Here is a 20,072-nt window from a genome sequence, read left to right on the forward strand (position 1 = left end):
CCTCCCCCGCAAGGGGGGAGGGAGCCGCGACCGCACAACGCCGGGCGCACCTCTGTGCCGGCCACATCAGCCGAGCGCGCCGTGCCGACATCCGGTGCGCCCGCCCCACCCCTTCCCCGCCGGGAGGAGGGAGCAGCGACCGCCTCCACCGGAAACCGCCCATGCAGGCCAAGCGCGTCACCTTTAACAACCGCCTGCTGCCCTATCTGCTGCTGGCGCCGCAATTGGCGGTGACGGTCCTCTTCTTCCTGTGGCCCGCCGCCGAGGCGGTGGTGACCTCGCTCTATGCGGAGGATGCCTTCGGCCTGTCGCGCCAGTTCGTCGGGCTGGAGAACTTCGTCACCCTCTTCACCTCCCCGGCCTATCGCGGCGCCATCGGCGTGACGCTGATCTTCTCCGCCAGCGTGGCGATCCTCTCCTTGAGCTTCGGGCTGGCGCTGGCGCTGGCGGCGGAAAAGGCCGGGCGGCTGGCGCCCTGGTATCGGGCGCTGCTGATCTGGCCCTATGCGGTGGCGCCCGCCGTGGCGGCGATCCTGTGGTGGTTCATGTTCAACCCCAGCGTCGGGGTGATGGCCCGCGGCCTTCAGATGCTCGGCATCTCCTGGAACCACTTTCTCGACGGCAACCAGGCCCTGCTGCTGGTGATCCTCGCCGCCGCCTGGAAGCAGGTGAGCTATAATGTGCTGTTCTTCTATGCCGGCCTCCAGGCCATTCCCCGCGCGCTGATCGAGGCGGCGGCGCTGGATGGCGCCGGCCCGTGGCGGCGCTTCACCGCCATCGTCTGGCCGCTGCTGGCCCCCACCACCTTCTTCCTGGTGGTGGTGAACATCATCTACGCCTTCTTCGACACCTTCGGCATCATCCACGCCACCACCAGCGGCGGGCCGGGGCAGGCCACCACCACTTTGGTCTACAAGGTGTTCAAGGACGGCTTCGAGAATTTGGATCTGGGCGGGTCCTCGGCCCAATCGGTGGTGCTGCTGGGCATCGTCATGGCGCTCACCGCCATCCAGTTCCGCCAGATCGAGCGCAAGGTGCATTACTGATGGCCCGCGAACCGGACCGCACCGCCGGGCACATGGTGGAGCGCGGCCGCACCCTCACCCTTCTCGCCCACGCCACCTTGATCCTGGGCGTGGTGGTGATGGTTCTGCCGGTCTATTTGGCCTTCATCGCCTCCACCCATCCGGGCACGGATTTCCTCAACGGGCGCATCGGCTTCCTGCCTGGCGGGCAGATGCTGGCGAACTATGAAACGGTGCTGTTCACCGGCGCCCCCGGCGTGCCCACCGTGGGGCCGATGCTGTGGAACAGCTTCGTCATGGCCATGGGCATTGCGGTGGGCAAGATCGTCATCTCGCTGCTCTCCGCCTTTGCCGTCTGCTATTTCCGCTTTCCGTTCCGGGTCGCCGCGTTCTGGGTGATCTTCCTCACCTTGATGCTGCCGGTGGAGGTGCGCATCCTGCCCACCTATCAGGTGGTGGCGGGGCTCGGCCTGCTCAATTCCGCCTCCGGCCTGATCCTGCCGCTGATCGCCAGCGCCACCGCCACCTTCCTGTTCCGGCAGGTGTTCATGACCATTCCCGACGAACTCACCGAGGCGGCGGTGATGGATGGCGCCGGGCCGCTGCGCTTCTTCTGGTCGATCCTGTTGCCGCTGTCGCGCGCCAATATCGGTGCGCTGTTCGTCATCCTCTTCATCTATGGCTGGAACCAGTATCTGTGGCCGCTGATGATGACCACGGACAGTGCCCATTACACCATCGTCACCACCCTCCAGCGCCTCGCCGGCACGGCGCTGGAAGAGGCGCCGGTGTGGCATCTGGTGATGGCCACCGCCATCCTCGCCATGCTGCCGCCGGTGCTGGTGATCGCGCTGATGCAGCGCCTGTTCGTGAAGGGGCTGATCGAGGCGGAGAAATAGCGTTTGCGGCACGATGCAAGCGGGGAGAAGGGCTTGCGCGCGCCTGCATACATGAGCACAGATGATGCGCCTATTTGCCTATATTTTCCTCTCCTGCCCGCACTGCGGGCATAACGGCGTCGCATCCTCCCGCGGGAAACGCTGCATTGGCGCCGTTTCCGCTCTGGCACGCCACTTGCTTTTAACAGCGTAGAGTTGGTGGCTAGGGTTCCGGCGTCGCGTGCGGCGTGTTGGTCCGAGAGCTGCCACCGATCCGGGAGACATCCGGATCGGGTGCACGGCGGGATAAAAGCCCGGGAGACCTCGGTGGCCAAGGAATTGGCGGCACTCGGGTATCCGCCAATTCCCCAACGTTCAACGCAACCAGACGTTCGACGCAAGGGGACCAGCATGCGCGCTACGCTTTCCAGTCTCGTCACATCCGTTTTCTCCCGCCGCAGCGCCTTGACCGGCCTGGCCGGCGCCGCCGCCTTGGCGCTGGCCATGGGGCCGCTCGCCGGTCCGGCTGCTGCCGCGCCGAAAAAGGACTTCAAGGTCGCCTGGTCGATCTATGTGGGCTGGATGCCCTGGGGCTATGCCGCCGACACTGGCATCGTCAAGAAATGGGCCGACAAATACGGCATCAACATCCAGGTCACCCAGTTCAACGACTATGTGGAGAGCATCAACCAATACACCGCTGGCGCCTTCGACGCCCTGACGGTGACCAATATGGATGCCCTTTCCGTGCCCGCCGCCGGCGGCGTGGACACCACCGCCGTGATCGTCGGCGACTTCTCCAACGGCAATGACGCCGTGATCCTGAAGGGCAAGGACAGCCTTGCCGCCATCAAGGGCCAGAAGGTCAATCTGGTGGAGTTCTCGGTCTCGCATTATCTGCTCGCCCGCGCCCTCGAGAGCATCAAGCTCTCCGAGCGCGACGTGAAGGTGGTCAACACCTCGGATGCCGACATGGTGGCCGCCTACAAGACCAAGGCGGTGACTTCGGTGGTCACCTGGAACCCGCTGGTGTCCGAGATCCTGGCGGAAAAGAGCGCCAAGTCGGTGTTCGACAGCTCCAAGATCCCCGGCGAGATCATGGATCTGATGGTCGCCAACACCCAGACGCTCAAAGACAATCCGGACTTCGGCAAGGCCCTGGCCGGCATCTGGTATGAGACCGTCACCCTGATGACCGCCGACACCGAGGCCGGCAAGGCGGCCCGCGCTGCTATGGGCAAGGCTTCCGGCACCGATCTCGCCGGTTTCGACAGCCAGCTGAAAGCCACCAAGCTGTTCGACAAGGCGGCCGACGCGGTGGCGTTCGTGAAATCCCCCGCCGTGGGCACCACCATGGACCGGGTGCGCAAGTTCCTGTTCGACAAGAAGCTGCTGGGCGAAAGCGCCAAGTCCGCCGACGCCATCGGCATCGCTCTGCCCGACGGCAAGGTGCTGGGCAGCGACAAGAACGTGAAGTTCCGCTTCGTCGACACCTATATGGCGCTCGCCGCCGACGGTAAGCTCTGAGGGGGCCTCGTTCGGCGCGTGCTCTCCGATTTCACCCTCTCCCGCTTGCGGGGGAGGGCAGGGAGGGGGCCGGCGCGCAGCGCCGGAACCGTCAGCTATCGGAGGGCGCCAACGCCGCTCACGCGGCGCCCCCACCCCACCCCTCCCCCGCAAGCGGGAGAGGGAGCATCGCCCCCGAAATCGGACCCGCAGGAGGCAGCAGCATGCGACTGATCAACCGCCGGCCGGACCGCACCGCTATGCTGGCGCTGGCGATGCTGCCGTTTGCGCTGGTGATCCTGGCCTATGTCCTGGGCTCGGCGGCGCGGCTGGCGGAAAACCCCGCCGACAAATTGCTGCCCAGCCTTAGCACCCTGGGCGATGCCATCGCCCGCACCGCCTTCTCCCCCGATGCCCGCACCGGCGATTATCTGCTGCTCAACGACACCCTCGCCTCGCTGGATCGCCTCATCAGCGCGCTGGCCCTCTCCACCGCCATCGCTTTGGTGGTGGGGGTGCTGATCGGCCTGCTGCCCGCGGTGCGGGCGTTGCTGGCACCGTTCGTGGCCATGGTGTCCATGGTGCCGCCGCTGGCGCTGCTGCCGATCCTGTTCATCGTCATGGGCCTGGGAGAGACCTCCAAGATCGCGCTCATCACCATCGGCGTCACCCCGTTCCTCATTCGCGATCTGGCCATGCGGGTGCAGGAACTGCCGCGCGAGCAGATCATCAAGGCGGAAACGCTGGGCGCCTCCTCCTGGCAGATCGCGCTGCGGGTGGTGCTGCCGCAGATCGCCCCCCGGCTCATCGATGCGGTGCGGCTCTCGCTGGGGCCCGCCTTCCTGTTCCTGATCGCCGCCGAGGCCATCGCCGCGGAATCAGGGCTCGGCTATCGCATCTTCCTGGTGCGGCGCTATCTGGCCATGGATGTGATCCTGCCCTATGTGGCCTGGATCACCTTGCTCTCGGTCATCATGGATTATGCCTTGGTGCGGCTGCGCCGGGCGGCGTTTCCCTGGTTCGGCGGGAGGGGCGCATGACCGCGATCTCGATCCGGCATCTCTGGAAGGAATATGGCGACCAGATCGTCCTGGAGGACATCAATCTGGAGTTCGCCCCGCGCTGCTTCGTGGCCCTGGTCGGCCCATCCGGCTGCGGCAAGACCACGTTTCTGCGCATCCTGCTGAGCGAAGAGACAGTAACGCGCGGCCAAGTCTTGATCGACGGCCAGCCGCTGGCGCGCGAGCCCGGCGCCGATCGCGGCGTGGTGTTCCAGCGCTATTCGGTGTTCCCGCATCTGACCGTCTTGGGCAATGTGCTGCTGGCCGCCGAATTGCCCAAGGCGCCCTTCACCGGTCGCCTGTTCGGGGCGGCGCGGCGGGCGGCGCAGGAGGAAGCCCGCGCCCTCATCGCCGAAGTGGGGCTGAAGGGGGCGGAAGACAAATATCCCGCAGCCCTGTCAGGGGGCATGCAGCAGCGCCTCGCTTTGGCGCAGGCCATCATGCGCAAGCCCAAGATCCTGTTGCTGGACGAGCCGTTCGGCGCGCTGGACCCCGGCATTCGCGGCGATATTCACACGCTGATGCGCAAACTGTGGAACAGTTGCGAGATGAGCGTGGTGATGGTGACCCACGATCTGAAGGAAGCCTTCACTCTGGCCACCCGCGTCATCGCCTTCGAGCGCAAGCGCAACCGGCCGGAAGAACGCGAGCGCTTCGGCGCCACGGTGGCGCACGACATCGAGGTCTGGCCGCCGCGCATCGCCGGCCAGCTTCGCTTTGACAGCCCGGACCGGGACGACCCGGCGCCATCCATGGGCCCTGGCCGGGACGACCCGGCACTCATGCGCATCTGAGGAGATTGTCCATGACTGCCGCTGCCGAGACTTTGGCGCTGATCGAAGCCAACAAGCGCCGCTATGAGGAATTGAAAGCCGCCAGCCACGCGCCGGCGGCCCTGCCGCCGCCCACGCCGCGCGGCAGCGTGCTGCTGCCGGCGGGCGATCTCGCCCGCGAGATCATTCCCGGCGGCTGGTATTGGACCACGCAGTTGAAGGCGGGCGAGGCCCTGCGCATCGCCTTGATGGACGGCCCGTCCTCGGTGGCCTTCATTGCCTGGAATGCCGCCGACATCTCCGAGCGGCTGAATTACGCCGACACGGTGAAGATCCAATGGACCACCGCTCTGGGCAAAGGCCGGGTGCTGTTCTCCGACATGGGCCGGGTGATGGTCTCGCTGATCGAGGACACCACCGGCGCCCATGATGCTTTGGCGGGCGGCTCCACCCGCGCCTCCAACCGCGCCCGCTATGGCAACGCCGTGCTGCGCAACACCCGGGACAATTTCATTCTCGCCGCCGGCAAGCTGGGTCTGGATCGCCGCGACATCCCTCCCGCCATCACCTTCTTCGCCCCGGTGCGCACCGCAGCCGAGGGCAAGCTGGTGTGGGGGGAGGACACCCGCCAGGCCGGTGACTTCGTGGACTTGCGCGCGGAGATGGACTTGATCATCGCCCTCTCCAATTGCCCGCATCCGCTTGACCCCGCGCCCAGCTACGCGCCGAAGCCGGTGGAGGCGATCCGCTTCCCCGCCCCGCCCGCCGGGCCGGATGACCTGTGCCGCACCGCCACTGCCGAGGCCGCCCGCGGCTTCGACAACCTCGCGCGCTGAAGGAGGCGAGCATGACCCGCAATTCGTTCTTCGCCGCCCCCGTGTGCCCTGCCAAACCCGCAGCCAACAAGGCCCCGGTCCACACCCATCGCGTCGCCGCCCAGGCGCCGTGGTCCGGCGTGGTCAAGCGCGGCCAGTCCATCCGCATCATCGATCTGGACGGCCAGCAGGCGGTGGACACGCTGTTCTATCGCGCCGATGCCTTTGGTGAGCGCTATTCGTCCCAGGACACCGTGCGGGTGCAGGGCGCGGCCTATGTCACCACCGGCACGCGGCTGATCTCAAACGAAGGCCACCTCATGGCCACGGTGATCGCCGACACCTGCGGCCGGCATGACACTTCGGCCGGCGCCTGCTCGTGCGAGAGCAACACCGTGCGCTTCGGCCACCACACCAAATATCTGCACGCCTGCCGCGAGAATTTCGTGCTGGAAGTCACCAAGCACGGCATGTCCAAGCGCGATATCGTGCCCAACATCAACTTCTTCATGAACGTGCCCATCGAGCCGTCAGGGGAACTGGCCATCGTCGATGGGGTGTCGAAGCCGGGGGATTATGTGGAGCTGCGGGCGGAGATGGACCTGCTCTGCGTCATCTCCAACTGCCCGCAGATCAACAATCCCTGCAACGGTTTCAACCCCACCCCCATCGAAGTGCTGATCTTCCCGGGCGACGAGGACTGACCCATGTTCTCCACCGTTTTGATTGCCAACCGGGGCGAGATCGCCGGCCGGATCGCCCGGACTTTGCGTAAAATGGGCATCCGCTCAATTGCGGTCTACTCCGATGCGGACCGCTTCACACGGCCCGTGCTGGATGCGGATGAAGCCATCCGCCTCGGCCCCGCGCCGGCCTCCGAGAGCTATCTGAATGTGGAGGCGGTGATCGCCGCCTGCAGGCAGTGCGGCGCGCAGGCGGTGCATCCCGGCTACGGCTTCCTGTCGGAAAACGTCGCCTTTGCCGAGCGGCTGGCGGCGGAGGGCATCGCCTTCATCGGCCCACGGCCGGAGCATCTGAAAGCCTTCGGCCTGAAGCACACGGCGCGAGAGATCGCCCAGGCCAGCGGCGTGCCGCTGCTGCCCGGCAGCGGCCTGTTGGCGGATGTGGAGGCGGCGCTGGCGGCGGCGCAGGCCATCACCTATCCGGTGATGCTGAAAAGCACCGCCGGCGGCGGCGGCATCGGCATGCAGCTGTGCGCCACGCCGGACGAATTGCGCGAGACGTTCGAGCGGGTGCAGCGCACGGCCCGCGCCAGCTTCGGCGATGCGCGGGTCTATCTGGAGCGGTTCGTTTCCGCCGCGCGCCATGTGGAGGTGCAGATCTTCGGCGACGGCCGGGGCCATGTGGTGGCGCTGGGCGAGCGCGACTGCTCCCTCCAGCGCCGCAACCAGAAAGTGATCGAGGAAACCCCGGCGCCGCTGCTGGCGCCCGAGACCCGCAAGCGCCTGCATGCCGCGGCCGTCGCGCTGGGGCAGAGCGTGTCCTATGCCTCCGCCGGCACGGTGGAGTTCATCTATGACCCAATCCGCCAGGAATTCTACTTCCTGGAGGTGAACACCCGATTGCAAGTTGAGCATCCGGTCACCGAGGCGGTGTTCGGCATCGATCTGGTGGAATGGATGATCCGCCAGGCCGCCGGCGAAGACCCCATTGCGGACGCCGGCCCGCTCACCCCCAAGGGGGCGGCGCTGGAGGCGCGGGTCTATGCGGAGATCCCCCACGCCAATTTCCAGCCCAGCGCGGGCCTGCTGACCCAGGTGCTCTTTCCCGCCGGTGTGCGGGTGGATGGCTGGGTAGAAACCGGCACCGAGGTGACGCCGTTCTACGACCCCATGCTGGCCAAGATCATCGTGACGGGTCACGACCGCCCCGCCGCCATCGCCGCCTTGCAGGAGGCCCTGGCCGCCACCGCCATCAGCGGCATCGAGACCAATCTGGATTATCTGCGCGCCATCGCCGCCTCCGATCTGCTGGGTTCGGGGCTGGTTGCCACCACGGCCTTGAGGGATTTCGCCTTCCGTCCGCACAGCATCGAGGTGGTCAGCCCCGGCGCTCAATCCAGCCTCCAGGAACTGCCGGGGCGGCTGAACCTGTGGCATGTGGGCGTGCCGCCCAGCGGCCCCATGGATGCCCGCTCGTTCCAGCGCGCCAACACGCTGGTGGGCAATGCCCCCAGCACGGCGGCGCTGGAACTCACCGTCAACGGCCCCACTTTGCGCTTCCATGCGGCCAGCCGCGTGGCGCTGGCGGGCGCCGAAATGCCCGCGACGCTGGACGGCGTCCCCGTGCCCCACGATGCCGCCTTCTCCGTGAATGCTGGGCAGGTGCTCAGCATTGGTGCCATCACCGGCCCCGGCCAGCGCGCCTATCTGGCGGTGGCGGGGGGCTTTGATGCGCCGGAGGTGCTGGGCTCGCGCGCCACCTTTGCCCTGGGCGCGTTCGGCGGCCATGCCACCGGCACGCTGAAGGGCGGCGATGTGCTGCATCTGGCGGGGGCCGCTCCCGTGGACGCGCCCGTGGTGGCGGCCGCGCCGCTCACCCGCGCCTGGGAGATCGGCGTGGTCTATGGCCCGCACGGCGCGCCGGATTTCTTCCAGCCGGAAGACATCGCCGATTTGTTCGAGGCCGCCTATGAGGTGCATTTCAACAGCGCCCGCACCGGCGTGCGGCTGATGGGGCCGACGCCACGCTGGGCGCGCACCGATGGCGGCGAGGCGGGGCTGCACCCCTCCAATCTGCACGACAATGCCTATGCGGTGGGCGCCATCGATTTCACCGGCGACATGCCCATCATTCTCGGGCCGGACGGTCCCTCGCTCGGCGGCTTCGTCTGCCCGGCGGTGATCGCCCGCGACGAGCAATGGAAGATGGGCCAGCTCAAGCCCGGTGACAGCGTGCGCTTCCATCCCGTGGCGCGGGCCGGCGACGCGGTGGCCGGCCCCACCGTGATCGCGGCCCCGCCCGACACCGGCTCGCCCATCATCGCCCGGCGTGACGATGGCCCGGTGCGCGTGGTCTATCGCCGCCAGGGCGACGACAATCTGCTGGTGGAGTTCGGCGACATGACGCTGGACATCGCCTTGCGCCTGCGCGCCCATCTGCTGGCGCAGGCGGTGGGTGAGGCCAAATTGCCCGGCCTCATCGACCTGACGCCCGGCATCCGCTCGCTCCAGATCCATTATGACGGCACCAGCCTCACCCGTTCGCGGCTGGTGGGGGCGTTGCAGGAGATCGAGCAGGGCCTGCCCAAGGCCGAGGATGTGGTGGTGCCCAGCCGTACCGTGCATCTGCCGCTGTCGTGGAACGATCCCGATGCGGAACTGGCCATGCGCAAGTATCAGGAACTGGTGCGGCCCAATGCGCCTTGGTGCCCGTCCAACATCGAGTTCATCCGCCGCATCAATGGCTTGCCTGATGAGCAGGCGGTCAAGGACATCGTGTTCGATGCCCGCTATCTGGTGCTGGGGTTGGGAGATGTCTATCTCGGCGCGCCGGTGGCCACCCCTATCGATCCGCGCCACCGGCTGGTGACGACGAAGTACAATCCCGCCCGCACCTGGACGCCGGAAAATGCCGTGGGCATCGGCGGCGCCTATATGTGCATCTATGGCATGGAGGGGCCGGGCGGCTATCAATTGTTCGGCCGCACCATCCAGGTGTGGAACACCTGGCGCTCCACCCCGGCCTTCGCGTCCGGCACGCCCTGGCTGCTGCGCTTCTTCGATCAGATCCGCTTCTTCCCGGTCTCCCACGCCGAACTCACCGAGGCCCGCGCCGCCTTCCCGCACGGGGCCTATCCGCTGCGGATCGAGGACGGGTCCTTCTCTTACGCCGATTATGCGGCGGGGCTTCAGCGGGATGCGTCCTCCATCACCGCCTTCAAGACCCGCCAGCAGGCCGCCTTCGAGGCCGAGCGGGCGCGCTGGAAGGCGGAGGGGCTGGACAGCTTCGTCGCCGACGACGGCGGGCCGGTGATAGCGGCGGACGCCATACCCGAGGGCTGCTTCGGGGTCAGCGCCACGGTGCCGGGCAATGTGTGGAAGGTGCTGATGGCGCCTGGCGCCACGGTGGCGGCGGGGGAGACGCTGGCCATCATCGAGAGCATGAAAATGGAAATCGCCATTATCGCCCACGCGGCGGGCCGGGTGCGGGACATCCGCATCACCCCCGGCCGCACCATCCGCAGCGGCGATGTGGTGGCCGTTCTGGAGGCTTTGGCATGAGCGAGACCTCTCTCCCGCAGACCCTGCCATTGGTGGTGGTGGGCGCGCATTTAACTGGCATGCCGCTCAACAGCGAATTGACCGGCAGCGGCGGCACCCTGCTGCGCCGCTGCCGCACCGCGGCGGATTACCGGCTCTATGCCTTGCCCGGCACCACGCCGGAAAAGCCGGGTCTGGTGCGCGAGCCCGGCTTTGCCGGGCCGGGGCTGGATGTGGAGGTGTGGAGCCTGTCCCCCGCCGCCTTCGGCACCTTCGTCGCCGGCATTCCCGCGCCGTTGGGCGTGGGCAAGATCCGCCTCGACGACGGCTCGGAAGCCACCGGCTTCCTGTGCGAGGCCCATGCGGTCAAGGACGCCCGCGAGATCACCGCGCTCGGCGGCTGGCGCGCTTATGTGGCGTCCCGGCAGGGCTAGCACGCATCGGAACGAGGCAGCATCACGCCTGCCGCTCTCCCAGCCGCTCGAACAACCAACTGCCGGCGGGGCCGAGCGGCTCGTCCCGGAGATGGACGACGGCGATGGGCAGGCGTGTCAGGGGCCGGGCCGCCCCCTCGTGGGTGAGCGACAGGCGGCACAGCCGGCCGGCCGCGAGATCCTCCGCCGCCACCGGGCCGGGCAGGCTGCCCCAGCCGAGGCCGTCCCGGATCAGGCCGTGCTGGATAGCCGGATCGGTGACGCGCCAGATGCGCAGCGCCACCACGCCCCGGTCTTCGCCCGGCCGTGCCTCGGCCCGTTCGCTGAGCACGATCTGCACATGGTCGCGCAAGGCCTCCTCATCCAGCGGCCCAGCGATGGCGGCGAGCGGGTGGGAGGCGGCGACCACCGGCGTCAGTTCCATTTCGGCGATGGGCCGGCGGGCGACCTCCGCCGGCAGGAGAAAATCGAACAGAATGCGAATGTCGGCCTCGCCCGGCAGCACGCCCGGCACCTTGCGACCGAAGGCCATGGAAAACGGCAGGCTGGTGAGGCGCAGCTGCACCATGGGAAAGGCATCCCGGAACGCCGACAAGGCGGGCGTGAGCAGACCGAACGGAATGGACGGCGCCATCAGCAGCCGCACCTCCGCCTCCATGCCGCGGGCCATGTTCTGGGCGATGGCGCGGAAGCGGCCGACATCGTCGACGATGCGGCGGGCCTGGGGCAGCAGGATCCGGCCCGCGCGGCTGAGGGTGGGGCGATAGGCGGAGCGGTCGAACACCGCGGTGCCCACCTGCCCTTCCAGTTTCTGGATGGCATAGGTCACCGCCGACTGGGCGCGATTGAGCGTGCGCGCGGCGGCAGAGAAGCTGCCGGTCTCCACCACGGCCACGAACACCCGCAACTGGTCGAGGGAGAGGCCGTCATAGTCCATGGCGACACCATCTGAGATTTAGATAAAGATCATCCATACTATTCCGGTTTTTTCGATGGGCCGGCAAGGTCATGCTGCAGCTCTCCGACATCCACGCCCATGAGGACTGCCCCATGCCGCTCGCTCCCGCCGCCGGCGCGACAGCCGCCAAGACAACCGCCACCAAGCCGACCGGAAAACTCTTTGTCGCCAGCATCTGGCTGGCCCAGCTCATCGTCGCCGGGCTGTTCTGCATGTCGGGCGTCATGAAGATCAGCACGCCCATTCCCGAGCTGGCGGCCATGATGCCCTGGACCGGGCAGTTGCCCGCCACCTTCGTGCGGATCATCGGCCTCATCGATCTCGCCGGCGGGGTCGGCATCCTTCTGCCCGCGCTCACCCGCATGAAGCCGCAGCTCACGGTGGCGGCCGCGCTGGGATGCGTTGTCCTCCAGGCGCTAGCGTTCGGCTTCCATGCGACGCGCGGGGAATATGATGTGCTGCCGCTGAACGTGGTGCTGTTCGCGCTCTCCGCTTTCGTGCTGTGGGGCCGCGGCAAGGCCGCCCCCATCGCCCCGCGCGCGTGACGGCACCCCGCCCTCATCAGCCCCCGCCGAGCGCGGCGCGCGCGGCGCAATGGAGAGAGATCCCATGCAGGCGAGGCATCGAGCCGCCATCGGCGCCCTCATGATCGCGGCTGCGGCTTCGCTCCTGGGCATCGGCTACAGGACCGGGGCGAACGCCGCCGCGCAGGAGCAGGCGCAGCCCCTCCCCAAGGAGCACCGCCTGGTCATCCTCATCGACTCCAATGACCGGAAGGTGATGGGACACGCCATCAGCTATGCGATGAATATATCGCGCGCCTATGCCATCAAGAATGAGGCGGTTAAAATCGAGATCGTGGCGAATGGCAGCGGCATCGAGTTGCTGCGTGACGACATCTCGCCGCTCAAGCAGCCCCTGGCAGCGCTTCGTCAGGCCATACCGGATATTGTCCTCTCCATGTGCGACTCTTCCCGACAGATTGCCGAGCAGAAGGAAGGCCATGCGATTTCGCCCCTGCCCGGGGCGCGGATCGTGCCATTCGGGATCGGCCGCGTGATGGAGTTGCAGGAAGCCGGCTGGAGCTTCCTCCATGGATGATCGGGCCGAAGACGCAGCCGCCCGCCTCTCGCGGCGGGCCATGCTTCTGGCGCTTGGCCTTCCGGCGCTGGCCCCGCTCTGCGCCGCCACGGCTCGCGCCCAGGCCGTCGCCAGCCCGCCGGTGTTTCGCACCGAGCGGCGTCAGTTCACGATGCTGGAGCCCGCCGCCGTCCTTCCCACCGTCACGCTGACCGACCTCAAGGGGCGCCCGGCCCCGCTGGCGCCGCCCCGCGGCAAAATCATGCTCATCAACATCTGGGCCAGTTGGTGCGCGGCGTGCCAGACGGACCTGCCCCTGCTGGAGCGCTTCCACATGGCGCGGCCCGACATCGCCGTGGCGGCGGTCTCGACCGACCGCGTGGTGGCCCGGCAGAGCCTGGAGCACTATCTGGCGGCGCTCGACGTCCGGTCCCTGCCCATCTTTCGCGATCAGGCCGGCGCGCTGGTGAGCGATGCGGGGACCGGCGACGCGCCCCTCCGGGTGAGGGGGATGCCCATCACCTATCTCATCACCCCCGCCGGCACGATCGCCGGCTACATCCAGGGCGTGGCCGACTGGATGTCCGACGACGGCCAACGGCTGCTGGACTATTATGCGACAGCTTAAGCCGCGCGCTGGTTGAGCTCCGGATGTCGCCTCCGCCGACCGCGCCGATATTTTGCAATGCAACATGCGTCACGGCCGAACAAGGGCTTCCTTTTCCGGGCCGGATGGGGGCCGGCCGCGTTGAAAGCATGGATTTCCAACCGGCCGGCCACACTCGCGCCTGAGACGCCACCCGCATCGCCGCAACGCACCAATTCTGCCGCGTCAGACCCAAGGCGCAGAAAGTTTTAGATCGGTCTAAAAAATTCGTTGACCACCCCCGAACGCCTCCCTTAGACAATCGGCATGTCGTCAGGTCAGATCGATCGGCGACGCCCGTTTCGCATCCCGATGCCGCGGAAGAACGAGAACTGCATTCCTGCTCAACAGAGCACGGAAAAGCATATCCGCTGTCTGGTTCCGGCTTGACCGGGGGAGAACGCCAAGGTGAAGACGCGCAAGGGACGAGCGCCCGAGACCGCCGCAGGCGCCCTCGCATCCGATATCCCCTCGGCAGCGCACGCCCCGGCGGGGCGGGTCACGCTGAACGACATCGCCGCCCACGCCAACGTCTCCCGCGCCACCGTCTCGCTGGTGCTGCGCAAGAGCCCGCTGGTGGCCGATGCGACCCGCACCAAGGTGGACGCAGCCATGGCCGAGCTGGGCTATGTCTATAATCGCCGCGCGGCCAATCTGCGCTCGGGGGCCTCGCGCACCATCGGGCTGGTACTGTGCGAGATCACCACTCCCAACTACGCCCAATTCACCTCCGGCATCGACGATGTGCTGGCGGCGGAAGGCTATGTGGCCTTCATCACCAATACGGACGAAGACCCCGTTCGCCAGCGCAACCTGCTGGTGCGCATGCAGGAACATGGGGTGGACGGCATCGTGCTGGTGCCGGCGGAAGATACCCGCCCCGATGCCATGGCGGACGCCCATTGCGCCGGCGTGCCCTGCGTGGTGGCGCAGCGCCGGGTGGCGGACTTTCCCGCCGATTACGTCGGCCCGGACTATGCCGCCGGCATGGAACTGGTCACTGAGCATCTGATCTCTTTGGGCCACCGCAACATTGCCTTCATCGGCGGCGTCCGGCGCATTTCGCCTTTGTCCGAGCGGCTCGCCGGCTTTCGCAAGGCGTTGCGCCGCCACCGGCTGAAGAGCGGCCCGGTGGTGCCCTGCCCGGTGCTGGACCGCGCCGATGGCTATGCCGCCGCCCGCGGCCTGTTTGCCGGCGAGGACCATCCCTCCGCGGTGGTCTGCTACAATGACGTGGTGGCCTTCGGCGTGATGCTGGCGCTGACCGAGCGTGGCCTGGTGCCCGGCGCCGACGTGGCGGTGGTGGGCTGCGATGACGTGGCCGAGGCGGGCCTGCATCGCCCCGCGCTCACCACCTTCACCACCGATCCGCGCGTGGTGGGCCGGGAAGCGGCCCGCCTGCTGCTGCGGCGCATCGAGACGCCCGAGCGGCCGCCGGAACAGATCGTCGTGCCGCCGCGCCTCATCATCCGCCAGTCCTGCGGCGCGGCCCCCGGCCAGCGCAGCCGGGCGGCACATGCCCCCTTGCATCCCCCCTCTCGCACGCCGGGCCGGCGCACCACCGCCCGCGCGGCCCACACTTAAGAGGAAGCGTGAGATGAACTACGTCTTCCAGTTCGGCGAAGTGTTCAACGCCTGGCCGGAACTGCTGCTGGGAGCCTGGCTGACCATCCGCCTGTCGGGCATGGCCATGATCCTCGGCCTGATCGTCGCCATCACCTGCGCCTTGGGCAAGACCGGCGGCCCGCGCCCGGTGCGCTGGCTGGTGGACATCTATGTGGAGGTGATCCGCAACACGCCGTTCCTGGTGCAGATCTTCCTCATCTTCTTCGGCCTGCCGCGCATGGGCATCCGGCTCGACGCCAATGAGGCGGCGCTGCTGGCCATGGTGGTGAATGTGGGCGCCTATGCCACCGAGATCGTGCGCGCCGGCATCGAGACCATCCACAAGGGCCAGATCGAGGCGGGCCTCGCCCTGGGGCTGAAGCCGATCCAGGTGTTCGGCTATGTGGTGATCTTTCCGGCGCTGAAGGCCATTTATCCGGCGCTCACCAGCCAGTTCATCCTGCTGATGCTGACCTCCAGCGTGGTCTCGGCCATCTCGGCGGAGGAACTGACGGCCATTGCGAACAATCTGCAATCGCAGACCTTCCGCTCGTTCGAGATCTATATCGTCGTCACGGCCATGTATCTGGCCATGTCGCTGATGTTCGCCGCCGTGTTCGAATTCATCTACCGCGTGGTGTTCGCGCGGTCCGACGCCGCGCGCTGAGGGAGGCGAACCATGATCCGTCAATTCACCTCCGCCGAGCTGATCTTCCTGCTCATGTCCGTGCGCTGGACCCTGCTGCTGTCCGCCATCGCCTTCTGCGGCGGTGCGTTGGGCGGGGTGGTAGTGGCCCTGGCGCGCACCTCATCCTGGGGCTGGCTGCGGGCCATCGCCGGCGGCTACATCCAGATTTTCCAGGGCACGCCGCTGCTGATGCAGCTGTTCCTGGTGTTCTTCGGCGCCACCATGCTGGGCGGCTCCATCGATCCGCTCACCGCCGCCGCCATCGGCCTGACGCTGAACGGCTCGGCCTTCCTGGGCGAGATCTGGCGCGGCTGCATCCAGGCCATTCCCAAGGGCCAGTGGGAAGCCTCCACCGCGCTCGGCCTGCATTATGTGACGCGGATGAAAGAAATCATCCTGCCGCAGGCGGCCAAGATCGCGGTGGCGCCCACCGTGGGCTTCCTGGTGCTGCTGGTGAAGAGCACGTCGCTCGCCTCCATCATCGGCTTCGTGGAGCTGACCCGGGCCGGGCAGATCGTCAACAACGCCACCTTCCGCCCGTTCCTGGTATTCAGCATTGTGGCGGTGATCTACTTCGTCCTGTGCTGGCCGCTGTCGCTCTATTCGCGCCACCTGGAAAAGAAATTCGGCACCGTCTCGCGCTGAGGCCTTCTCGCGCTGAGACCCTGCCGCACCCCATACCGGGCGCAACGCCCGGAGACGCCCGCCCCCAAGGGGCCTACGGAGGAAGACCAGATGTTGCTCGGATCGGTCCTGAAAACCGCGCGGCGCGTACTCGCCGCCACCGGCCTCGTGGCGCTTGCCGCGACGGCTCTGCCCCACGACGCCGCGGCGCAGTCCATCGACGAAATTCTGTCGAAGAAGAAGATCCAGGTGGGCATGCTGGTGGATGTGCCCCCGTTCGGCCTCATGAACACCGAAGGCAAGCCGGAAGGCTATGATGCCGACGTGGCCAAGCTCATGGGCAAGTATCTGGGCGTGGAAGTGGAACTGGTGCCGGTGACCGGCCCCAACCGCATTCCCTATCTGCTCACCAACAAGGTGGACGTGCTGGTGGCGGTGTTCGGCATCACCCCGGAGCGCGCCAAGCAGGTGCAGTTCTCCATTCCCTATTCCACCATCGAGATCCAGCTGCTCGGCCCGAAGAAGCTGGACATCAAGACCCTGGAGCAGACCGCCGGTAAGAAGATCGCGGTGGCCCGCGCCTCCACCCAGGACACCGCGCTGACCGCCGCCGTGCCCAAGACCGCCACCATCATGCGCTTCGACGACGATGCCACCGCCGCCCAGGCGTTCCTGTCGGGCCAGGTGGACCTGCTGGGCTCCAACAACATCATCGGCACCCAGCTGGCCGCCGCCAATCCGGACATGGGCATCGAGCGCAAGGTCGTGCTGCGCAGCCAGTATAACGGCATCACCGTGCGCCGCGGCTCCACCGATTTCCTCCAGTGGGTCAACACGTTCTTGTACTTCATCAAGAACAATGGCGAACTGGATGCCATCAATCAGAAGTGGTTCAAGACCCCCCTCGGCCCGCTGCCGACCTTCTGATCGCGTACGGGAGGGGATGAGCGGCCCCGGCCGTTTCACCCCCCTCCCTCGCCCTCCCCCGCACGGGGGGAGGGGGCGGGGTGCACGGGCGGCGGGGGCAGATCCTACGTCCGCTCTCTGCGCGCCCGATACATCCCTCGCGACCTATCCCCTCCCCCCTTGCGGGGGAGGGCGAGGGAGGGGGGTGAAACGCCATCCGCCTGAGGCCACATTTATCGAAACGCCTTAGGCCCCGACACCATCCGTTCCCACGTTCACAGCCCGGAGACGCCGTCATGAGCAGCACCGCCAGCCCAAGCCCCGCCTCCGGCTCGGCCGGATCCGTGCGCCCGTCGGAGGGCGCGGTGATGATCCGCATGGAAGGGGTGGAAAAGCATTACGGCACCTATCACGCCCTCAAAGACATCAACCTCACCGTGCGCTCCGGCGAGCGCATCGTGATCTGCGGGCCGTCCGGCTCCGGCAAGTCCACTCTGATCCGCTGCATCAATGCCCTGGAGCATCACCAGAGCGGCCGCATCGAAGTGGACGGGGTGGAAGTGGGCACCTCCTCGCGCAATCTGGACAAGGTCCGCGCCGAAGTGGGCATGGTGTTCCAGTCGTTCAACCTGTTCCCGCATCTGACCGTGCTGCAGAACTGCACCCTGGCCCCGCGCAAGGTGCGCGGCACCCCGCCCAAGGAGGCGGAAGCCCAGGCGATGAAATATCTGGAGCGGGTGCGCATTCCCGAACAGGCCAACAAATTCCCCGGCCAGCTCTCCGGCGGCCAGCAGCAGCGCGTGGCCATCGCCCGCGCTCTGTGCATGAACCCCAAGGTGATGCTGTTCGACGAGCCCACGTCGGCGCTGGACCCGGAGATGGTCAAGGAAGTGCTCGACACCATGATCTCGCTGGCCCAGGACGGCATGACCATGATCTGCGTCACCCACGAGATGGGCTTTGCCCGCCAGGTGGCGGACCGGGTGATCTTCATGGACAAGGGCGAGATCGTCGAGCAGGGTCCGCCCGAGACCTTCTTCGCCAACCCCACCAACGAGCGCACCCGCGCCTTCCTGGGCCAGATCCTGCATCACTGAGGGCGGACCAACGCCCAGCCCCGTTTTCCGAGAGGTCCGATGACCACCACCGCGCCGGCCGCGCTCATCACCCTGGATTGGGGCACCACCGCGCTGCGAGCCTATCTCCAGGCCGCCGATGGCGCCATCCTCGACAGCCATACGGCCATGCAGGGCATCATGTCCCTGGACGGCGCCAGCTTCGCCGATGTGCTCACCGCCAATGCCGGCGGCTGGGTCCATGCGCACGGCCCGCTGCCGGTGCTGCTGTCGGGCATGATCGGCAGCCGCCAGGGCTGGGTGGAAGCGCGCTACGTGCCCACCCCCGCGGGCCTGGCCGACCTCGCCGCCGGCCTCACTCCTGTGCCTGATGCGCCCAAGCCGTTCGGCCCGGTCGCCATCGTGCCCGGCCTGCTGCGCGACGATGCCGACGCCCCGGACGTGATCCGCGGCGAGGAAGTGGAAGTGTTCGGCGCCCTCCACCGGCTGCAGCGCACCGACGGCCTGTTCGTGCTGCCCGGCACCCATTCCAAATGGGTGCGGGTGGAAGCCGGGCGCATCACCCACTTCTCCACTTATATGACCGGTGACGTGTTCGCGGCCTTGAAGGGCCACACCATCCTCGGGCGCATGATGCAGGGCGAGGCCCATTCCGCCGAAGGCTTCCGCCGCGGCGTGCTGGCGGCGCGCGGCCTCAAGGGGCCGGGCAGCTTGCTGGGGCGGCTGTTCTCGGTGCGCACCCTCGGCCTCACCGGCCGGCTGGGCGAGGAGGACAGCGCCGACTTCCTCTCCGGCCTGCTGATCGGCGCCGAACTGAGCGACGCCACCCACGGCCGCGAGCCCTTCACTTTGGTGGCCAATCCCGGCCTGACCGAGCGCTACGCCGCTGCAGCCGATGTGCTGGGCCTTGCCCATACCCAGGCCCCCGCCGGCAGCGCCCCCGCCGGCCAGTTCGCCGTGGCCCGCGCCGCCGGCCTGATCTGATCTTGCGAAGGAATACTCATGTCCCTCACCTTCCCTGAGGCCCTCGCCGCCTGCCCGCTGGTGGCCATCCTGCGCGGCCTCACCCCGGCCGAGGCGCCGGAGATCGGCACGGCGCTGGTGGATGCCGGCTTCACCTTGATCGAAGTGCCGCTGAATTCCCCCGAGCCGCTGGTCTCCATCCGCCTGCTGGCGGAGGCGTTCGGCGACCGGGCGCTGATCGGCGCCGGCACCGTGCTCTCCCCCGCCGACGTGGATGCGGTGGCCGCAGCGGGCGGTCGCATTATCGTCATGCCCCATGCGGATCTGGAGGTGATTCGCGCCGCCAAGGCCCGCGGCCTGATCTGCACGCCGGGCGTCGCCACCCCCACCGAGGCGTTCGCCGCCCGGGCCGCCGGGGCCGATGCACTCAAATTATTCCCGGCGGAAGGCATCCCTCCGGTCATCGTCAAGGCGTGGCGGGCGGTGCTGCGGGACATCCCGCTGCTGCCGGTGGGCGGCATCCATGCCGGCAACATGGCCGCCTATCGCGCGGCCGGGGCCAACGGTTTCGGCATCGGCTCGGCCCTCTACGCACCGGGCAAGAGCGCCGCGGCGGTGGCAACCGATGCCCACGCGCTGCTGAGCGCCGCCCGCGCCGCCTTCGCCTGAGGCACGGCGCGGCGGAACTGCCAGGCCGCGGACAGGGGCGCGGCGGCGCAGAGATTGTCCCTACGCGACTTTCGATCTCTTCCCCCGCAAATCGCGGCGCTCTAGGCTGGCGCATCGCGGCATCCAGCCGCGTTCAAGCTCC

The 20,072-nt window shown here is 67.7% G+C and carries 19 protein-coding genes, 1 pseudogene and 1 riboswitch; of the genes and pseudogenes, 19 read left to right on the top strand and 1 reads right to left on the bottom strand.

Features of this window, described 5'->3' with window-relative positions:
- The first annotated feature begins 161 nt into the window (after positions 1–161).
- From ugpA to AAG816_RS09330, 9 genes and pseudogenes are all read left to right on the top strand, one after another.
- On the top strand, positions 162–1,046 hold the full coding sequence (gene ugpA, locus AAG816_RS09290; protein WP_341989327.1) for a sn-glycerol-3-phosphate ABC transporter permease UgpA: 885 nt from the start codon (positions 162–164) through the stop codon (positions 1,044–1,046).
- Between the two features lie 32 nt (positions 1,047–1,078).
- Positions 1,079–1,924, top strand: a complete 846-nt coding sequence (ugpE, locus tag AAG816_RS09295; RefSeq protein ID WP_341989420.1) for a sn-glycerol-3-phosphate ABC transporter permease UgpE — start codon at positions 1,079–1,081, stop codon at positions 1,922–1,924.
- A 191-nt stretch (positions 1,925–2,115) separates the two neighbouring features.
- Positions 2,116–2,226: riboswitch (guanidine-I (ykkC/yxkD leader) on the top strand.
- Between the two features lie 181 nt (positions 2,227–2,407).
- Positions 2,408–3,430 (top strand): putative urea ABC transporter substrate-binding protein, encoded by a 1,023-nt coding sequence (locus AAG816_RS09300; RefSeq protein ID WP_341989421.1) that lies wholly within the window; start codon positions 2,408–2,410, stop codon positions 3,428–3,430.
- A gap of 203 nt (positions 3,431–3,633) precedes the next feature.
- The gene (locus AAG816_RS09305) at positions 3,634–4,449 is read left to right on the top strand and encodes an ABC transporter permease subunit (RefSeq protein WP_341989328.1); all 816 of its coding nucleotides are present in this window, start codon (positions 3,634–3,636) and stop codon (positions 4,447–4,449) included.
- Positions 4,446–5,264 (top strand): ATP-binding cassette domain-containing protein, encoded by an 819-nt coding sequence (locus AAG816_RS09310; RefSeq protein WP_341989329.1) that lies wholly within the window; start codon positions 4,446–4,448, stop codon positions 5,262–5,264. The genes AAG816_RS09305 and AAG816_RS09310 overlap by 4 nt, the downstream gene beginning before the upstream one ends.
- A gap of 11 nt (positions 5,265–5,275) precedes the next feature.
- Positions 5,276–6,079: an urea amidolyase associated protein UAAP1 gene (locus AAG816_RS09315; protein WP_341989330.1), complete on the top strand. Its 804-nt coding sequence runs from the start codon at positions 5,276–5,278 to the stop codon at positions 6,077–6,079.
- Between the two features lie 11 nt (positions 6,080–6,090).
- Positions 6,091–6,762: an urea amidolyase associated protein UAAP2 gene (locus AAG816_RS09320; protein ID WP_341989331.1), complete on the top strand. Its 672-nt coding sequence runs from the start codon at positions 6,091–6,093 to the stop codon at positions 6,760–6,762.
- Positions 6,763–6,765: 3 nt separating this feature from the next.
- On the top strand, positions 6,766–10,302 hold the full coding sequence (gene uca, locus AAG816_RS09325; RefSeq protein ID WP_341989332.1) for an urea carboxylase: 3,537 nt from the start codon (positions 6,766–6,768) through the stop codon (positions 10,300–10,302).
- Positions 10,303–10,325: 23 nt separating this feature from the next.
- Positions 10,326–10,715 (top strand): annotated as a pseudogene (locus AAG816_RS09330) (amidase); the annotation flags it as partial.
- Between the two features lie 22 nt (positions 10,716–10,737).
- On the opposite strand, the gene AAG816_RS09335 reads toward AAG816_RS09330, so the two are convergent.
- Positions 10,738–11,652 carry a LysR family transcriptional regulator gene (locus tag AAG816_RS09335; RefSeq protein WP_341989333.1) on the bottom strand — a complete coding sequence of 305 codons (915 nt, stop codon included), beginning with the start codon at positions 11,650–11,652 and terminating at the stop codon, positions 10,738–10,740.
- A 71-nt stretch (positions 11,653–11,723) separates the two neighbouring features.
- Here AAG816_RS09335 and AAG816_RS09340 point away from each other — a divergent pair, with 71 nt between their 5' ends.
- The 10 genes from AAG816_RS09340 to AAG816_RS09385 all read left to right on the top strand — a co-directional run bounded on the left by AAG816_RS09340 (position 11,724) and on the right by AAG816_RS09385 (position 19,930).
- A complete protein-coding gene (locus tag AAG816_RS09340; protein WP_341989334.1) occupies positions 11,724–12,218 on the top strand; it encodes a DoxX family protein in 495 nt (164 codons plus the stop codon).
- Positions 12,219–12,282: 64 nt separating this feature from the next.
- Positions 12,283–12,774 (top strand): hypothetical protein, encoded by a 492-nt coding sequence (locus AAG816_RS09345; RefSeq protein WP_341989335.1) that lies wholly within the window; start codon positions 12,283–12,285, stop codon positions 12,772–12,774.
- Positions 12,767–13,381 (top strand): TlpA disulfide reductase family protein, encoded by a 615-nt coding sequence (locus tag AAG816_RS09350; RefSeq protein WP_341989336.1) that lies wholly within the window; start codon positions 12,767–12,769, stop codon positions 13,379–13,381. Before AAG816_RS09345 ends, AAG816_RS09350 begins: the two co-directional genes overlap by 8 nt.
- Positions 13,382–13,807: 426 nt before the next feature.
- Positions 13,808–14,983 carry a LacI family DNA-binding transcriptional regulator gene (locus AAG816_RS09355; protein ID WP_341989337.1) on the top strand — a complete coding sequence of 392 codons (1,176 nt, stop codon included), beginning with the start codon at positions 13,808–13,810 and terminating at the stop codon, positions 14,981–14,983.
- A 13-nt stretch (positions 14,984–14,996) separates the two neighbouring features.
- Positions 14,997–15,671 carry an amino acid ABC transporter permease gene (locus AAG816_RS09360; protein ID WP_341989338.1) on the top strand — a complete coding sequence of 225 codons (675 nt, stop codon included), beginning with the start codon at positions 14,997–14,999 and terminating at the stop codon, positions 15,669–15,671.
- A gap of 12 nt (positions 15,672–15,683) precedes the next feature.
- Positions 15,684–16,337 carry an amino acid ABC transporter permease gene (locus AAG816_RS09365; RefSeq protein ID WP_341989339.1) on the top strand — a complete coding sequence of 218 codons (654 nt, stop codon included), beginning with the start codon at positions 15,684–15,686 and terminating at the stop codon, positions 16,335–16,337.
- Positions 16,338–16,427: 90 nt separating this feature from the next.
- Positions 16,428–17,243 (top strand): transporter substrate-binding domain-containing protein, encoded by an 816-nt coding sequence (locus AAG816_RS09370; RefSeq protein WP_341989340.1) that lies wholly within the window; start codon positions 16,428–16,430, stop codon positions 17,241–17,243.
- 347 nt (positions 17,244–17,590) lie between these two features.
- Positions 17,591–18,319 (top strand): amino acid ABC transporter ATP-binding protein, encoded by a 729-nt coding sequence (locus AAG816_RS09375; RefSeq protein WP_341989422.1) that lies wholly within the window; start codon positions 17,591–17,593, stop codon positions 18,317–18,319.
- A gap of 39 nt (positions 18,320–18,358) precedes the next feature.
- A complete protein-coding gene (locus AAG816_RS09380) occupies positions 18,359–19,282 on the top strand; it encodes a 2-dehydro-3-deoxygalactonokinase (protein ID WP_341989341.1) in 924 nt (307 codons plus the stop codon).
- An 18-nt stretch (positions 19,283–19,300) separates the two neighbouring features.
- Positions 19,301–19,930, top strand: a complete 630-nt coding sequence (locus AAG816_RS09385) for a 2-dehydro-3-deoxy-6-phosphogalactonate aldolase (RefSeq protein WP_341989342.1) — start codon at positions 19,301–19,303, stop codon at positions 19,928–19,930.
- The last annotated feature ends 142 nt before the right edge of the window (positions 19,931–20,072 follow it).

This window comes from Azorhizobium sp. AG788, assembly GCF_943371865.1.
Taxonomy (GTDB): Bacteria; Pseudomonadota; Alphaproteobacteria; order Rhizobiales; family Xanthobacteraceae; genus Azorhizobium.

Coding starts and splice junctions, on each gene's coding strand:
- ugpA (WP_341989327.1), top strand. CDS start 162: ATGCAGGCCAAGCGCGTCACCTTTAACAACCGCCTGCTGCCCTATCTG.
- ugpE (WP_341989420.1), top strand. CDS start 1,079: ATGGTGGAGCGCGGCCGCACCCTCACCCTTCTCGCCCACGCCACCTTG.
- AAG816_RS09300 (WP_341989421.1), top strand. CDS start 2,408: ATGGGGCCGCTCGCCGGTCCGGCTGCTGCCGCGCCGAAAAAGGACTTC.
- AAG816_RS09305 (WP_341989328.1), top strand. CDS start 3,634: ATGCGACTGATCAACCGCCGGCCGGACCGCACCGCTATGCTGGCGCTG.
- AAG816_RS09310 (WP_341989329.1), top strand. CDS start 4,446: ATGACCGCGATCTCGATCCGGCATCTCTGGAAGGAATATGGCGACCAG.
- AAG816_RS09315 (WP_341989330.1), top strand. CDS start 5,276: ATGACTGCCGCTGCCGAGACTTTGGCGCTGATCGAAGCCAACAAGCGC.
- AAG816_RS09320 (WP_341989331.1), top strand. CDS start 6,091: ATGACCCGCAATTCGTTCTTCGCCGCCCCCGTGTGCCCTGCCAAACCC.
- uca (WP_341989332.1), top strand. CDS start 6,766: ATGTTCTCCACCGTTTTGATTGCCAACCGGGGCGAGATCGCCGGCCGG.
- AAG816_RS09335 (WP_341989333.1), bottom strand. CDS start 11,652: ATGGACTATGACGGCCTCTCCCTCGACCAGTTGCGGGTGTTCGTGGCC.
- AAG816_RS09340 (WP_341989334.1), top strand. CDS start 11,724: ATGCTGCAGCTCTCCGACATCCACGCCCATGAGGACTGCCCCATGCCG.
- AAG816_RS09345 (WP_341989335.1), top strand. CDS start 12,283: ATGCAGGCGAGGCATCGAGCCGCCATCGGCGCCCTCATGATCGCGGCT.
- AAG816_RS09350 (WP_341989336.1), top strand. CDS start 12,767: ATGGATGATCGGGCCGAAGACGCAGCCGCCCGCCTCTCGCGGCGGGCC.
- AAG816_RS09360 (WP_341989338.1), top strand. CDS start 14,997: ATGAACTACGTCTTCCAGTTCGGCGAAGTGTTCAACGCCTGGCCGGAA.
- AAG816_RS09365 (WP_341989339.1), top strand. CDS start 15,684: ATGATCCGTCAATTCACCTCCGCCGAGCTGATCTTCCTGCTCATGTCC.
- AAG816_RS09370 (WP_341989340.1), top strand. CDS start 16,428: ATGTTGCTCGGATCGGTCCTGAAAACCGCGCGGCGCGTACTCGCCGCC.
- AAG816_RS09375 (WP_341989422.1), top strand. CDS start 17,591: ATGATCCGCATGGAAGGGGTGGAAAAGCATTACGGCACCTATCACGCC.
- AAG816_RS09380 (WP_341989341.1), top strand. CDS start 18,359: ATGACCACCACCGCGCCGGCCGCGCTCATCACCCTGGATTGGGGCACC.
- AAG816_RS09385 (WP_341989342.1), top strand. CDS start 19,301: ATGTCCCTCACCTTCCCTGAGGCCCTCGCCGCCTGCCCGCTGGTGGCC.